9 protein-coding genes are annotated in these 15,864 nt (G+C 73.3%); 1 reads left to right on the top strand and 8 read right to left on the bottom strand.

The window, feature by feature from the left end:
- Positions 1-1,106: maltotransferase domain-containing protein (locus tag GTW67_RS33070; protein ID WP_161168435.1), on the bottom strand; the 1,106-nt coding region annotated here is incomplete at its 3' end.
- Positions 1,107-1,517: 411 nt separating this feature from the next.
- Between GTW67_RS33070 and GTW67_RS33065 the strand changes: the two genes are divergently transcribed.
- Positions 1,518-4,136 (top strand): alpha-glucan family phosphorylase, encoded by a 2,619-nt coding sequence (locus GTW67_RS33065; protein WP_161168434.1) that lies wholly within the window; start codon positions 1,518-1,520, stop codon positions 4,134-4,136.
- A gap of 28 nt (positions 4,137-4,164) precedes the next feature.
- Here GTW67_RS33065 and GTW67_RS33060 read toward each other — a convergent pair whose 3' ends face one another.
- The 7 genes from GTW67_RS33060 to GTW67_RS33030 all read right to left on the bottom strand — a co-directional run.
- Positions 4,165-4,674, bottom strand: a complete 510-nt coding sequence (locus GTW67_RS33060) for a DUF1990 domain-containing protein (protein WP_161168433.1) — start codon at positions 4,672-4,674, stop codon at positions 4,165-4,167.
- Positions 4,675-4,753: 79 nt separating this feature from the next.
- Entirely contained in the window at positions 4,754-6,403 is a 1,650-nt protein-coding gene (locus GTW67_RS33055; protein WP_161168432.1) for a M4 family metallopeptidase, read from the bottom strand.
- A 306-nt stretch (positions 6,404-6,709) separates the two neighbouring features.
- Positions 6,710-8,737, bottom strand: coding sequence for a M4 family metallopeptidase (locus tag GTW67_RS33050; protein ID WP_161168431.1), 2,028 nt, complete (start codon positions 8,735-8,737; stop codon positions 6,710-6,712).
- Positions 8,738-9,033: 296 nt separating this feature from the next.
- Positions 9,034-10,746: an ABC transporter ATP-binding protein gene (locus tag GTW67_RS33045; protein WP_161168437.1), complete on the bottom strand. Its 1,713-nt coding sequence runs from the start codon at positions 10,744-10,746 to the stop codon at positions 9,034-9,036.
- A 329-nt stretch (positions 10,747-11,075) separates the two neighbouring features.
- Complete coding sequence (locus GTW67_RS33040) at positions 11,076-13,205, bottom strand: ABC transporter transmembrane domain-containing protein (RefSeq protein WP_346010803.1); 2,130 nt, start codon at positions 13,203-13,205, stop codon at positions 11,076-11,078.
- The gene (locus GTW67_RS33035; protein ID WP_161167528.1) at positions 13,202-15,070 is read right to left on the bottom strand and encodes an ABC transporter ATP-binding protein; all 1,869 of its coding nucleotides are present in this window, start codon (positions 15,068-15,070) and stop codon (positions 13,202-13,204) included. Before GTW67_RS33035 ends, GTW67_RS33040 begins: the two co-directional genes overlap by 4 nt.
- Positions 15,067-15,864: ABC transporter ATP-binding protein (locus GTW67_RS33030; RefSeq protein WP_161167527.1), on the bottom strand; the 798-nt coding region annotated here is incomplete at its 5' end. The genes GTW67_RS33035 and GTW67_RS33030, both read right to left, overlap by 4 nt.

Raw genomic sequence — 15,864 nt, 5'->3', positions numbered from 1 at the left:
GGGTAGATGTCCTGGTACTTCTTCGGCGGGTTCTCGGCGTAGGCGATGGTGCCGTCGGGGCGGTGGTGGAACCAGTCGGGGTGCTTGTCGACCCAGGGGTGGTCGGGGGAGCACTGGAGGGCGAAGTCCAGGGCGATCTCCAGGCCGAGTTCGCCGGCCCGCGCGACGAAGGCGTCGAAGTCCTCCAGCGTTCCCAGGTCGGGGTGGATGGCGTCGTGGCCGCCTTCGGGGGAGCCGATGGCCCAGGGCACGCCGACGTCGTCGGGGCCGGCGGAGAGGGTGTTGTTGCGGCCCTTGCGGTGGGTGGTGCCGATGGGGTGGATCGGGGGGAGGTAGACGACGTCGAAGCCCATCGCGGCGATCGCGTCGAGCCGGCGGGCGGCGGTGCGGAAGGTGCCGTGAGGCTGTTCGGGGGTGCCTTCGGAGCGGGGGAAGAACTCGTACCAGGCGCCGTACAGGGCGCGTTCCCGCTCGACCAGCAGGGGCAGCGGGTCGGAGGTGGTGACCAGCTCCCGCAGCGGATGGCGGGCCAGCACCGCGTCCACCTCCGGCGTCAACGCCGCCGCCAGCCGTGACGCGGCCGGACGCGACTCGTCCCGCAGCGCGTCGACGGCGGCCAGCAGCTCGGTGCGCCCCCGGCTCTCCGGCACGTCCGCGGCGGCACGCTCGTACAGCCGCGCGCCCTCCTCCAGGACCAGCTCCGTGTCGATACCGGCCGGCACCTTGATCCCCGCGTGGTGCCGCCAGGTGGTGACCGGATCACCCCACGCCTCGACGGTGTACGACCAGAGGCCGGGCTCCCCGGCCGTCACCGTGGCCCCCCAGCGGTCGGTGCCCGGGGCCAGCTCCCGCATCGGCGTCCACGGGCCCGGCCGGCCCTCCGGATCTCTCAGGACGACATTGGCCGCCACCGCGTCATGGCCCTCCCGGAACACGGTGGCCGATATCTCGAAGGCCTCACCGGTCACGGCCTTGGCGGGCCGGCGCCCCTGCCGGACCAGGGGGCGCACGTCCAGGACCGGGATGCGTCCGACGGTGGTGCCGTCCGCGGGTGGCGCTCCCGGGGAGGCTTCGGGGGCTGCTGACGAGTGGTGCGTGGCGGGCATGACCGCTCCTGTCCGCGTCAACGAGGGTGGGCGGATGACTCTGGGGGAGGGGTGTCCTGCGGGGTACGTGCGGGCTGTTCCGCAGGAGCCTTCCCACACTCTTCCGGTGGGCAATCCGGCACTTTGTTAACTACTAGCGCGTATGTCGACACGCGCGACGACACCTGTTCGAACGCCTTCCCGGATGCCGCTCGCGCAATCAGCGCCTTCACGACATGTGCAGCTTTTCGTGCCTGCCGAAGTGTCACAAGAAGGCCGACGGGGAAAGATCCGGCCATATCGACACGCCCCCTGCCGTGCCCTCGGGTATTAGCCCGTCCGGCGAAGCGGAAAGAGCCCGTTCAGGCCGAATCGGAGATCTGGGGGCGAAGGCCCCGGCATGAGACACATCACGCCGGTAACGTCGTAAGGGTGAAGGCGATCCGTCGACTGACCGTCCGTCCCGTTCTCCCCGACTCCCTCCGGCCCCTCAGCGATCTGGCCCGCAATCTGCGCTGGTCCTGGCACGCGGAGACCCGCGACCTCTTCCAGTCCGTCGACCCCGGGTGCTGGGCCGAGTCCGGCCGCGACCCGGTGCGGCTGCTCGGCACCGTCCCGCCCGCGCGCCTGGCGGAGCTGGCCGAGGACCGCCGGTTCCTGCGCCGGCTGGCCGCGGTGGCCGACGACCTCGACCACTACATGACCGGCGACCGCTGGTACCAGACCCAGCCGGGCCGACTGCCCGCCGCCGTCGCCTACTTCTCCCCCGAGTTCGGCATCACCGCCGCCCTGCCCCAGTACTCCGGCGGCCTCGGCATCCTGGCCGGCGACCACCTGAAGGCGGCCAGCGACCTCGGCGTGCCGCTCGTCGGCGTCGGCCTGCTCTACCGGCACGGCTACTTCCGCCAGTCCCTGTCCCGGGACGGCTGGCAGCAGGAGCACTACCCCGTCCTCGACCCGCACGAGCTGCCGCTGGCCCTGCTCAAGGAGCCCGACGGCACCCCCGCCCGCGTCGCCCTCGCCCTGCCCGGCGGCCGGGAGCTGCGCGCCCGGATCTGGCTGGCCCAGGTCGGCCGGGTCCCGCTGCTGCTCCTCGACTCGGACGTCGAGGAGAACGACCTCGGCGAACGCGGCGTCACCGACCGGCTCTACGGCGGCGGCAGCGAGCACCGGCTCCTCCAGGAGATGCTGCTCGGCATAGGAGGTGTCCGGGCGGTACGGACGTACTGCCGGCTCACCGGCCACGCCGAACCGGAGGTGTTCCACACCAACGAGGGCCACGCCGGGTTCCTCGGCCTGGAGCGCATCGCCGAACTCTGCGACCGGGGACTGGAGTTCGACTCCGCGCTGGAGGCGGTCCGGGCGGGCACGGTCTTCACCACGCACACGCCCGTCCCGGCCGGCATCGACCGCTTCGACCGCGAACTGGTCGCCCGTCACTTCGGCCCCGGCTCCGAGCTGCCGCGCATCGACGTCGAGCGCGTCCTCAGGCTCGGCATGGAGACCTACCCCGGAGGCGAGCCCAACCTGTTCAACATGGCCGTGATGGGCCTGCGCCTCGCCCAGCGGGCCAACGGCGTCTCCCTGCTGCACGGCGGCGTCAGCCGGGAGATGTTCTCCGGACTGTGGCCCGGCTTCGACGCCGAGGAGGTGCCGATCACCTCCGTCACCAACGGCGTGCACGCCCCGACCTGGGTGGCCCCCGAGGTGTTCCGGCTCGGCGCCCGGCAGATCGGCGTCCAGCGCGCCGAGGACGCCCTGACCCTCGGCGGCTCGGACCGCTGGGACTCCGTCGCCGACATCCCCGACCAGGACATCTGGGAGCTGCGCCGCACCCTGCGCGAGCAGCTCGTCGAGGAGGTCCGGGACCGGCTGCGGGCCTCCTGGCGGCAGCGCGGCGCGGGCACGGCCGAGCTGGGCTGGATCGACGACGTCCTCGACCCGGACGTCCTCACCATCGGCTTCGCGCGGCGCGTCCCGTCGTACAAGCGGCTCACGCTGATGCTGCGGGACCGGGACCGGCTGATGGAGCTGCTGCTGCATCCCGAGCGGCCGATCCAGATCGTCGTCGCCGGCAAGGCGCACCCGGCGGACGACGGCGGCAAGCGGCTGGTGCAGGAGCTGGTCAGGTTCGCGGACGACCCGCGGGTGCGGCACCGCATCGTGTTCCTGCCCGACTACGGCATGGCGATGGCGCAGAAGCTCTATCCGGGCTGCGACATCTGGCTGAACAACCCGCTGCGTCCCCTGGAGGCGTGCGGGACCTCCGGCATGAAGGCGGCGCTCAACGGCTGCCTCAACCTGTCGGTCCTGGACGGCTGGTGGGACGAGTGGTACCAGCCGGACTTCGGCTGGGCGATCCCCACCGCCGACGGCGCGGGCACCGACGCCGACCGGCGCGACGCCATAGAGGCCGACGCGCTCTACGACCTGCTGGAGCAGCGGATCACCCCGCGCTTCTACGAGCGGGGCGCGAGCGGGCTGCCCGACCGGTGGATCGAGATGGTCCGCCGCACCCTGAGTCTGCTCGGGCCCAAGGTGCTGGCCGGCCGCATGGTCCGGGAGTACGTGGAGCGGCTGTACACCCCGGCGGCCGAGGCGCACCGTGCGATGGACCCGGACGCGGCCCGCGCGCTCGCCGAGTGGAAGACCCGGCTGCGGGCCGCCTGGCCCGGCGTGAGCGTCGACCACGTCGAGACGTCCGCGCCCGCGTCCACGGCGGAGCTCGGCACGACGCTCGGCCTGCGGGTGCGGGTCAACCTCGGTGACCTCGCCCCGGACGACGTGGAGGTCCAGGCGGTCTCCGGCCGGGTGGACTCCGAGGACCGCATCACGGACGCGACGACCGTGCCGCTGAAACCGGTGGGCGGCCCCGACCTGGAGGGCCGCTGGCTGTACGAGGGCCCGCTCGCCCTGGACCGCACCGGCCCCTTCGGCTACACCGTCCGCATCCTGCCCGCGCACCGGCTGCTGGCGTCCGGTGCGGACGCCGGTCTGGTCGCGGTGCCGTCGGACGAGCTGGGAGAGGCGGCCGGGCTGCTGATGAGGTGAGCGCCCCGGGCGGCGGCGGAGGCCGGGCTCAGTCTTCCTCGTCGCCGCCGCTCAGCCGGCGCAGGACGGTGCCGCAGCGGCGGGCGTAGGCGTGCTGGAAACCCCGGGTCGCCGGCCCGCCGGCCTTCGCGTACCACTTGGCCGGGCGGCTGAAGGCGGTCACGGTCAGCCAGACCGTGCCGTCGCCGGTGCGGTCCACGACGAAGGCCTCCTCGCCGGACTCGGGGTGGCCGGGCAGCGTGCCGTAGGCCCAGCCGGCCCGGCGGTGCTCCTCCAGCGTCCACACCACCCGGCAGGGCGCCTTGATCATCCCGGCGAGGGTGACGGTCACGTCGACGCCGGGTGCGGCGCGGTCCGCGCTCGCGTCGACGCCGACGCCCATCGCCCGGTGCATCTCCCAGGTGAGCAGGGCCTCGGCCGCCCGCCGGAACACCGGCTCGCCCTCCCCGAGGCGCGTGCGCACGTGCATGGGGCGGAAGCCGGGCGGGCAGGGGGCCTGCTCGCGGGTGGCGCCGACGTCGTCGTACGTGAAGGACATGGGAACCAAGGGTAGGGCGGCACCCGGGAACCGGTGGTTCCGGGTGCCGCCGCGGCGCCGGCGCCCGTGCCGGTGCCGGTCAGCTCACGTTGATCGCGGTCCAGGCCGCGGCCACCGCCTTGTACTCGGTGCTGGTCGAGCCGTACAGGGACGACGCCGCGTTCAGGGTCGCCGTGCGGGCGGCCTTGTAGTTGGTCGTCGACGTCATGTACGTGGTCAGCGCCTTGTACCAGATCTGGAGCGCCTTGGCGCGGCCGATGCCGGTGACGGTGGAGCCGTTGTACGTCGGGGAGTTGTAGCTCACCCCGTCGATCGTCTTCGCCCCGCTGCCCTCGGACAGCAGGAAGAAGAAGTGGTTGGCCGGGCCCGACGAGTAGTGCACGTCGACGCCGCCGAGGCCGGAGGACCAGTAGTCCTTGGACGCGCCGTCCTTGCTGGGCTTGTCCATGTAGCGCAGCGGGGTGCCGTCGCCGTTGATGTCGATCTTCTCGCCGATGAGGTAGTCGCCCTTGTCGGCCGCGTTGTTGGCGTAGTACTCCACGCCGGTGCCGAAGATGTCGCTGGTCGCCTCGTTGAGGCCGCCGGACTCGCCGCTGTAGTTGAGGCCCGCGGTGTTGGAGGTGACGCCGTGGCTCATCTCGTGGCCGGCCACGTCCAGCGAGGTCAGCGGGCTGGTGTTGCCGTAGCCGTCGCCGTAGGTCATGCAGAAGCAGCTGTCGTCCCAGAAGGCGTTGACGTACTGGTTGCCGTAGTGGACCCGGGAGTAGGCCGCTTTGCCGTCGTTCTTGATGCCGTTGCGGCCGAAGGTGTTCTTGTAGAAGTCCCAGGTGACCTGCGCGCCGTAGGCGGCGTCCACGGCGGCCGTCTGGTCGGTGGAGGAGCTGGAGGCGGTGCCGGTGCCCCACACGTCGTCCGTGTCGGTGAACAGGGTGCCGGTGCCGGAGGTCTTGCGGGCCAGGTTGTACGTCTTGTGGCCGCCGCGCCCGGTGTCGTACAGCTGGTACGTCGAGCCCGACTTGTAGGTGCCGAGGGTGACCGTGCCCGAGTAGAGGCTCTTGCCGGAGCCCGTCTCGATGCCCTGGTACTCGTGCAGCTTGGCGCCGGTGGCCGCGTCGGTGATGACGTGCAGCTGGTTGGGGGTGCCGTCGTCCTGGAAGCCGCCGATGACGGTCTCGTAGGCGAGGACCGGCTTGCCGTCGGCCGCCCAGATCACCTTGCGGGGCGCGGAGTCGGCCGCGGTCTTCGACGACCCGGCGTCCTTCGCGGCGCCCAGCGCCTGCTGCTCGGCCTTGGCCGCGGCGATCTTCGGCGTCACGGTGGCGACCTTGATGGCGGCGTTGGTCGCTCTGGTCACGCCCTGGGCCGCGCCGGACTTCGCCTGGTGCACGACGAGGTCGCCGCCGAGGACCGGCAGCCCCTCGTAGGTGCGCTCGTAGCGGGTGTGGACGGTGCCGTCGACGTCCCGGACGACGTCCTTGACGACCAGCTTCTCCTGGGCGCCGAGGCCTATCTGCCGAGCCGTCGCGGTGGCGGACTGCTGCTGCTCCTGGATGAGCGCGGTGCGCGCGGAGTCCGACAGCAGCACCGGGGCGCCCGGCAGGGCCCGCGGCGCGGCGGAGTCGGCGGCGGCGCTGCCGGCGGTCAGGCCGGTGGTGAGCATGGCGCCGGCCGCGACGGCGGTGGCGACGGCCAGCGTGGTGCGCTTGTGGCGCGCGAAGAGGGAGGACACACAAGCTCCTTCGGTGGGGGAGTCCGGCCGGCGTGGGGTGGCCGGCCGGCGTGACTGCGAAGTTGTGCGGCGGGTGAGGGAAGAGTGGCACCAGTGCCGCGTACATGTCAGTGGGGTCGAATGATGTTGGCCGAAAATCGACGACCGGGTGAATGTTGCGGAAACGTGAACCCGCGTGACCTCGGCAAAGCCGCAACCCCGCCCGCGTATGGGCTTGGCAAAAAACCGGCGGTCATGGGGAGGGCGCCGCCCCCGGGAGTGGAACCTCCGGGGACGGCGCCCTGACTGTGGGGGGACGGTGCGGGCCTACGGGAAGGTGAGACGCCAGGCGTCGATGTACCCGGTGTCCTGCGGGCCCTGGTCCTGGACCCTCAGCTTCCAGGTGCCGTTGGCCGGTTCCGAGGAGGCGTTGACCGTGTAGGTCTGGTGCACGTCGGCCGCCGGGTCGTAGCCGCTGGCCTTGAGCGCGTACACCGAGCCGTCCGGGGCGACCAGGTCGATCTTGAGGTCACCGCGCCAGGTGTGCACGATGTCCACGCCCACCTGGAGGTTGCTCGGCGCGTTCCCGGTGCGGCCGGAGACCGTGACCGAGGAGGTCACCGCCGAGCCGTAGTCGGGGATGTTCACGTTGGCGGTGTTCTCGAAGGTCGTCCCGCCGCCGCCACCACCGCCCGAGCGCGCCCCGACGTTGATGCCCGCCCACGCGTCCTGCACCGCCTTGTACTCGGCGCTGTCGGTGCCGTACAGCTCACCGGTGGCCGCGAGGGTGCCGGTGCGGGCGCCCGCGTAGTTGGTGGTCGACGTGAACTTCGTGGTCAGCGCGCGGAACCAGATCTTCTCCGCCTTCGCGCGGCCGATGCCGGTGACCGGGAGGCCGTCCGAGGTGGGCGAGTTGTAGGTGACACCGTTGATGGTCTTGGTGCCGCTGCCCTCGCTCAGCAGGTAGAAGAAGTGGTTGGCTGGCCCGGACGAGTAGTGGACGTCGATTCCGCCGAGGCCCGAGTACCAGGCGTCCTTGGACGCGCCGTCCTTGCTCGGCTTGTCCATGTAGCGCAGCGGGCTGCCGTCCCCGTTGATGTCGATCTCCTCGCCGATGAGGTAGTCACCGACATCCGAGGAGTTGTTCGCGTAGAACTCGACCGACGTGCCGAAGATGTCCGACGTGGCCTCGTTCAGACCGCCGGACTCGCCGCTGTAGTTGAGGCCCGCGGTGTTGGAGGTGACGCCGTGCGTCATCTCGTGCGCGGCCACGTCGATGGACGTCAGCGGGTGGGTGTTGCCCGAGCCGTCGCCGTAGGTCATGCAGAAGCAGCTGTCCGACCAGAAGGCGTTGACGTAGTTGTTGCCGTAGTGGACCCGGGAGTACGCGCCCACGCCGTCACCGCGGATGCCGGAGCGGCCCTGGACGTTCTTGTAGTAGTCCCAGGTCAGCGCGGCGCCGTAGTGGGCGTCGGCGGCGGCGGTCTCCGTGTTGGACGCGCTGCCGTTGCCCCACGTGTCGTCGGGGCCGGAGTAGAGCGTGCCGGTGCCGGAGGTGCCGCGGTTCAGGTTGTACGTCTTGTGGTTGCCGCGCGCCGTGTCGGTCAGCGTGTACGACGACCCGGACTGCGCCGTGCCCAGCGTCACCGTGCCGCTGTACATGGTGTTGCCGGTGCCCTCGTGGATCGCCTGGTACTCGTACAGCTTGGCGCCGGTGGCCGCGTCGGTGACGACGTGCAGCTCGTTCGGCGTGCCGTCCTCCTGGAGGCCGCCCACGACCGTCTCGTACGCGAGGACCGGGGTGCCGTTGCCCGCCCAGATCACCTTGCGCGGGGCGCGGTCGGCGTCGGGCTGCGCGGCGCCGGCGGCCTTCGCGGCGGAGACCGCCTGCTGCTCGGCCTTGGCGGCGGTGATCTTCGGTGTCACGGTGGCCGGCTTGATGGCCTTGGCCGTGGCCTTCACGACCTGCTCGGTCTTCCCCGACTCGGCGGTGGTGACGACCAGGTCGCCGCCGAGGACGGGCAGCCCGTCGTAGGTGCGCTCGTAGCGGGTGTGCAGCGTGCCGTCGCGGTCCTTGACCACGTCCCGGACGACCAGCTTCTCCTTGGCGCCCAGGCCCAGGTCGGCGGCCGTCCCGGCCTTGGTGGCGTTGGCGTCCCGGATCAGTTCCGCGCGCTGGGCCGGGGTGAGCTTGACGGACTCGGCGCCCGGCGCGGGGGCCGGTTGCGGGGCGGCGGTGGCGCCGCCCGCCTGGAAGGCCGTGGCGATCAGCGCGGCGACACCGGCGAGGGCGACGCCCGCCGCGCGGCGGTGCGTGGTGTGGGAGGTGCGTCTGTGGGGAGTGCTGCTGCTCAACACTGACTCCTTCTGCGTGGCCGCGGGTCGCGCGGCCAGGGGAGACCGGTCGGCGGGTGAGCCGGCCGGGCAGAACTCGGTGGTACGCAGAAACCACGTGCAAGGAGCTGGCCGTGCACAGCGCTGATGAGGAAGCTGTGGGGGCGCTGTGGAGCGGCCGTGGGAAGAGTGGCAGGAGATCTCGGCCCTTGTCAGGAGCGCGTCAGCAAGTTGGCCGGAAATGGTTCGTTGTCCGGGCGTTCATGTTCGATATACGGAGTGGTCGCCGTGGGGGCCCGTACTGACCGCCGGGTCAGTCAGCCGGAGGGTGTCTCCCGGGTCTCCCCGTGCCACGACCCCCACAGCGCCGCGTAGGCTCCGCCGGCCGCCACCAGCTCGTCGTGCGTGCCGAGTTCGGCCAGCCGGCCGTCCTCCATCACGGCCACCCGGTCCGCGTCGTGCGCGGTGTGCAGCCGGTGCGCGACGGCGATGACCGTACGGCCCTCCAGCACGGCGGCGAGCGCGCGCTCGGTGTGCCGGGCCGTCGTCGGGTCCAGCAGGGCGGTGGCCTCGTCCAGGATCAGCGTGTGCGGATCGGCCAGCACCACCCGGGCGAGGGCGAGCTGCTGGGCCCGGGGGCCGTCGGCGCGGCTGCCGTCGCCGCCCAGCTCCGTACCGAGTCCGTCCGGCAGCTCCCGCACCCACTCCTCGGCGCCGACCGCGGCGAGGGCGGCCCACAACCGGTCGTCGGTCGCGTCCGGTTCGGCGATGAGCAGATTGTCGCGAACCGTACCCAGGAAGACGTGGTGCTCCTGGGTGACCAGCACGACCTGACGGCGCAGCCGCTCCGGGGAGAGCGCGACCACGGGCACCCCGCCCACCGTCACCGCGCCCTCGTCCGGCGCGTCGACACCCGCGAGCAGCCGGCTCAGCGTGGTCTTGCCGGCCCCGGACGGCCCGACGACGGCCAGCCGCTCACCCGGCCGCACGGTCAGATCCACCCCGCGCAGCACCTCGCCGCCCCGGTCGTACGCGTAGCGCACCCCGGACACGTCGATGCGGTCGTCCGCCGGGACCGCCGCGTCGTCCGCCGCGGCCCGCGGAGCCAGCGCGAGCCCCTCCACCCGGGCGAAGGAGGCGCCGCTGCGCTGGAGTTCCTCGAACCGCATCAGCACCTCGTCCAGCGGCCCGGTCAGTTGCTGGAGGTACAGCGCACAGGCCACCACCGCGCCCACGCTCACCCTGCCGTGCGCGTGCAGGAACCCGCCGGCCAGCAGCACGCCCGCCACCGGCACGACGTACGACACCTCGATCACCGGGAAGAGCACGCTGCGCAGGTACAGCGTGTGGAACCGGGCGCGCCGCGAGACCTCCAGCGCCCGGCGGCTCGCCGCGACACGCCGCCCGGCCAGCCGGAACGCCTCGATCGTGCGGGCGCCCGCCACCGTCGAGGCGACAATCTCGGCGACGTCCGAATTGGCCGCCCCCTCGGCGAGATAGCCGTCCCGGGCGTGCCGCAGATACCAGCGCAGCACCCACCGGATCGGCAGCAGCAGCACCAGCGCCACGGCGCCCAGCGGCGGGGAGAGCACGAACAGGGCGGCGGCGAGGAACAGCGTCTGCACGGCGTTGACGAGCAGGTCCGGGCCGGCGTCGCGCAGGGTCGTGCCGACGGTGGTCACGTCGGCCGTGCCCCGGGTCGTCAGGTCCCCGGTGCCCGCGCGCTCCACCACGGACGCGGGCAGCGACAGGGCCCGGTCCACGAACCGCTCCCGCACGCGGGCCAGCGTCCGCTCGCCGAAGCGGTGTCCCACGTACCGGGCCCAGCGGGCCAGCAGCAACTGGGCCGCCGAGCACACCAGGATGGCGAGCGCCATCCGGTCCACGGCGCCCACCCCGCCCCCGGCCCGCACCTCGTCCACGATCCGGCCCAGCAGCCACGGACCGGCGAGCCCGGCGAGGGCCGCGAGCGCGTTCAGACCGAGCAGCAGGGCGAACGCCCGCGAGTCGGCGCGCACGAGCCCGGCCATCGCCCGCCGCACGGTGGCGGGCTCGGCGACGGGGAGCCGGCCTGGCGCGCCCTGCGCTGCCTGCGGCTTCGGCTGCGGCTTCGGCTTTGGGTCGGGTTCGGGCTTCTGTTCCGCCTTCGGCTTCCGGTCGGGCTTCGGCTTCCGGTCGGGCTTCGGCTTCTGCTCCGCCTTCGGCTTCGGGTCCGGCTCCGGGTCCGTCTTCGGCTTCTGGTCGGGCTCTGGGTCCGCCTTCGGCTTCTGGTCCGGCTCCGGCTTCGGATCCGGCTGCGCCCCCTGCTGCGGCTCCGGTTTCGGCTGCGGCTCTGGGGCCGCCTGCGGCTGCGGCGAGGTCATCGTGCGGTCTCCTCTTCCTCGGTGTCCCGCGCGACCAGCTCCCGGTAGCCCGGCTCGGTGTCGAGCAGTTCCCGGTGGCTCCCGGTGGCGGCGGCCTTGCCGTCGACCAGGTAGTGCACGACGTGCGCCCGGTCGAGCACCAGCGGGGACGTACTGGCCAGCACCGTCGTGCGGCCCTCGCGCGCCTCGCGCAGCCGCTCCGCCACCGTCGCCTCGGTGTGGGCGTCCAGCGCGGAGGTCGGTTCGACGGCGAGCAGCACCTCGGGGTCAGCCAGTAGGGCCCGGGCCAGCCGGACGCGCTGCCGCTGGCCGCCCGACAGATCGCGGCCCTGGGCGGCGACGACCGTGTCCAGCCCCTCGGGCAGCCCCCGGACGATGTCGTCGGCGGCGGCCGCGCCGACGGCACGGGCCAGGCGAGCCTCGGAAGGGGCCTCGGCGTGCGCTGGGGCGTCCGCGGACTCATGGTGGCCGGTCGCGGCCGTGCGGTGGAGCCGGACATCGGCACCGACCGGCGCTCCGGCGTGCTCTCGTGCGTCCGCGGGCCCATGGCGGCCGGTTGCGGCCGCGCCGCTGTGCCGGGCATTGACACCGCCCGCGTCCCCCGGGTGGGGTCCCCCCGCGTCCCCCGGGAGGGGTCTCCCCGCATCCCCCGGGCGGCGTCCGCCCGCGCCGCTGCGCCGGGCATCGACACCGCCCGCGTCCCCAGGGAGGGGTCCCCCTGCATCCCCCGGATGGCGTCCGCCCGAGCCGCTGCGCCGGGCGCCGACACCCCCCGCGTCCCCCGGCTGGGGCCCGCCCGCGTCCCCCGGACGGGGTCCCGTGGCGATCACCTCGCGCAGGGGGCCCGTGAACAGGTCGGACTCCGCGTCGGCGATCAGGATGCGTTCCCGTACGAGCGGCAGCGGCACGTCGGACAGCGGTACCCCGCCCCAGGTCACCTCGGAGGGGGCGTACCGGCCGAGCCGGTCGATCACGGCGGCCGCGTCGGCGGGCCGCGCCCCGGCCAGCACGGTCAGCCGCCCCGGCGCCACCCGCACCCCGGACGCCGGGTCGTACAGCACCGACGGTTCCGCCGGGGCCTCGCGCGTGCCCTCCTCCGACTCGGGCTCCAGCCGCAGGAACGCGACCACGCGGCGGGCGGCCACCACGCCCCGGCTCAGCTGGTGGCTCATCTCGATCAGGAACGCCACCGGCCAGCCCAGCGCCACGACATAGCCGTACACCGACACCAGCTCGCCCACGCTGATCTCGCCGCGCGCCGCCAGCCGGGCGCCCAGCCAGGTCACCAGGCCCAGGAACAGCATCGGCAGCCCCACGCCGATGGCCTGGATCCAGCTGGTCACCGCCCCGACCCGGTACCCCTGCTCGCGCAGCCGCGCCGAGTCCCGCCGGAAGGCGTCCGCGACCAGGCTCTTGCCGCCCAGCCCGTTCAGCACCCGCAGGCCGCCCGCCAGGTCGCCGATCCGCGCCGTCAGCACGCCCTGCCGCTCCCGGTACTCCGTCTCCCGGCCCTGCAACCGGCCCATCAGCGGGCCCAGCAGCACACCCAGCACCGGCACGCCGAGCAGCACAACGAGGGCGAGGCTCGCCGACACCGACAGCATCAGACCGCCGACCGCCGCGTACGCGACGACCGCCCCGACGCCGGGCCCGACCGCCGTCAGCGACTGGCTGATCGTCTGCACGTCGCCCACCCCGATGGTGACGACCTCACCGGTCCCCACCTGCCGCCGCAGCGCCGCGCCGAGCCGGGTCGCGTGCCCGACGACGACCTTGACCGTGCGGAAGTTGGCGTCCATCCGCACCCGCGTCATCGTGCGGTGCCGCAGGACGCCCAGCCAGGCGTTGACGGCCCCGGCCGCGGTCAGCGCGCCCGTCCACAGGGCCAGCGCCCCCAGGTCGCCGGGCTCCAGCCCGTGGTCGACGGCCCGCGCCATCAGGTACGGCGTCGCCGCCAGCAGCACCATCCACGCGCTGGCCAGCACCGCCCCCGCCGCGCAGCGCCGCCACTGCCGTCCGACCAGCCACCCCAGGTACCGCCAGCCGCCCCGCAGGTCGGGCGTGCCGGGGTCCTCGTACGCGTCGACCGAGGTGCCGCCCGTGCGCCACCCTCCGGCGCCGCTCACGCGAGACTGTCCCGCCACGCCCGGTGCAGGTCCGCGAACCGGCCCGTCCCCGCGATCAGTTCGGCCGGGGCGCCGTCCTCCACGATCCGGCCGTGCTCCATCACCAGCACCCGGTCGGCGATCTCCACGGTCGACAGCCGGTGCGCGATCACCACCGCCGTACGGCCCTTCAGCACCGTCGTCATGGCCCGCTGCACCGCCCGCTCACCCGGGACGTCCAGCGAGCTGGTCGCCTCGTCCAGGATCAGCACCGCCGGATCGGCGAGCAACGCCCGCGCGAACGCGACCAGTTGCCGCTGCCCGGCGGAGATCCGGCCGCCCCGCTTGCGGACGTCGGTGTCGTAGCCGTCGGGCAGCGCGGCGATGAAGTCGTGGGCGCCGATCGCCTTCGCGGCCCGCTCGATCTCCTCCCGCGTCGCCTCCGGACGCCCGATGGCGATGTTCTCGGCGACCGTGCCGGAGAACAGGAACGCCTCCTGCGTCACCATCACCACCCCGCGCCGCAGCTCGGGCACGGCGAGGTCGCGCAGGTCGGTGCCGTCCAGCAGGACCCGCCCGCCGGAGGGGTCGTAGAACCGGGCGAGCAGCTTGGCCAGCGTCGACTTGCCCGCGCCCGTCGAGCCGACCACGGCCACGGTCTGCCCCGCCGGGATCGTCAGGTCGAAGCGGGGCAGCACCTCACCGCCGGTGCGGTAGCCGAAGCGGACCGCGTCGAAGACGACCTCGCGCCCGGGATGCTCCGACACCGGCGGCGGCAGCTCCCTCGGCGTGGCCGGCTCGGGCACCGACGGCGTCTGGGCCAGCAGTCCGGCGATCTTCTCCAGCGAGGCCGCCGCCGACTGGTAGGAGTTCAGGAACATGCCGAGCCGGTCGATCGGGTCGTACAGCCGGCGCAGGTACAGCACGGCCGCCGCGAGCACACCGAGAGCCAGCGTGCCGTCCGCGACCCGGTACGCGCCCCACAGCACGATCCCCGCGACGGTCGTGTTGGCGACCAGCCGGGAGCCGACGACGTAACGGGCCATCTCCAGCAGCGCGTTGCCGTTGGTCCGCTCGTGCCGCCGGTTCAGCGCGGCGAAGTCGGCGTCGTTGGCGGCCTCCCGGCGGAAGGCGCGCACCGGCCGGATGCCGTTCATCGTCTCCACGAACTTGACGATCACCGCCGCGATCGCCGTCGACCGCTGCCGGTACACGCGCCCCGCGCGCCGCTGGTACGTCCGCACGAGCGCGTACAGCGGCCCGAACGACGCCACCGCGACCGCGCCGAGGCCGAGGTCCAGCCACAGCAGCATGGCCGAGATGTAGACGAAGGACAGGACGACCGTGATCAGCTCCTGAAGCCCCTCGCTGAGCAGCTCCCGCAGCGACTCGACGTCCGTGGTGGAGCGGGAGATGAGCCGCCCCGACGTGTAGCGCTCGTGGAAGTCGACGCTGAGCGCCTGCGCGTGCCGGAAGATCCGGCCCCTGAGGTCCAGCAGCACGTCCTGGTTGACCCGGGCCGACGCGGCGATGAACCCGTACTGGAGGGCCCCGGCGGCCAGCGAGCACAGCAGGTATCCGGCGCCGACCGCGACCAGCGGCCCGTGGTCGCCGTCACGGAAGGCCGGCACGGCACGGTCGATGGCGTACGCCACCAGCAGCGGTCCCGCCTGCACGGCCGCCTGCTGGAGCAGCAGGAACAGGACCGTGAACGTGACGCGGGCCCGCAGGGGCGCCAGCAGCGAGCGCAGCAGCGCGGCCGTGGCACCCGGCGGGCTGGGCAGGACGTCGCGGTCGAAGTCGTCGCCGGGCTGCTCGGCGCCCGTGGTCCGGGGCGGGTCCTCCGCCTCGCCGGGAGCGGGCGGGGAGGTGATGGGGGCCGTCATCGCCGGTCGTCCTCCAGTTCCTCGGCGCCGGACATCAGATGGGCGTACTCGGCGTTCGTGCGCAGCAGTTCGTGATGCGTGCCGACGGCGGCGATCCGGCCTCCGGACAGCAGGGCCACCCGGTCGGCGAGCAGCACGGTGGAGGGGCGGTGGGCCACGATCAGCGCGGTGGTGTCCGCGAGCACGCGGCGCAGGGCGGCCTCGACGGCGGCCTCCGTGTGCACGTCCAGCGCGGACAGCGGGTCGTCCAGGACGAGGAACCTCGGGCTGCCGACCACGGCCCGCGCGAGCGCGAGGCGCTGCCGCTGGCCGCCGGACAGGCTGAGGCCCTGCTCGCCGACCTGGGTGCCGGTGCCCTGCGGCAGGGCATGCGCGAAGTCGGCCTGCGCGACGGAGAGCGCCCGCTCCAGGGCGTCGGGACCAGTGCCCTCACCGGCGCCCATCAGCACGTTCTCGCCGACGGTGGCCGAGAAGAGCGTGGGCTCCTCGAAGGCCACGGCCACCAGGGCGCGCAACTCCTCACGGGGCAGGGCGGCGATGTCCTCCCCGTCCAGCGTGATCCGCCCCTCGGTCACCTCGTGCAACCGGGGAATCAACGAGGTCAACGTGGTCTTCCCACTCCCGGTACCCCCGACGAGAGCCATGGACTCCCCGGACCGGATATGCAGATCGAGCCCGTCGAGGAGGGGCGGGGAATCGGGGGCTGCGTCGGGATAACGAAACCGCACCCCCTCAAAGCGGAGGCCACCATCCCGCTGAGCTGCGGGCAATCGTGCCGCTGGGGCGGCACGGGT

This window comes from Streptomyces sp. SID5910 (assembly GCF_009862125.1).
Classification (GTDB): Bacteria; Actinomycetota; Actinomycetes; order Streptomycetales; family Streptomycetaceae; genus Streptomyces.
This window is presented reverse-complemented; position numbering and strand designations above follow the sequence as displayed.

Excerpts from the sequence above, each read along its gene's own strand:
- GTW67_RS33060 (WP_161168433.1), bottom strand. The coding sequence starts at position 4,674 with ATGTCCTTCACGTACGACGACGTCGGCGCCACCCGCGAGCAGGCCCCC.
- GTW67_RS33045 (WP_161168437.1), bottom strand. The coding sequence starts at position 10,746 with ATGGCCGGGCTCGTGCGCGCCGACTCGCGGGCGTTCGCCCTGCTGCTC.
- GTW67_RS33035 (WP_161167528.1), bottom strand. The coding sequence starts at position 15,070 with ATGACGGCCCCCATCACCTCCCCGCCCGCTCCCGGCGAGGCGGAGGAC.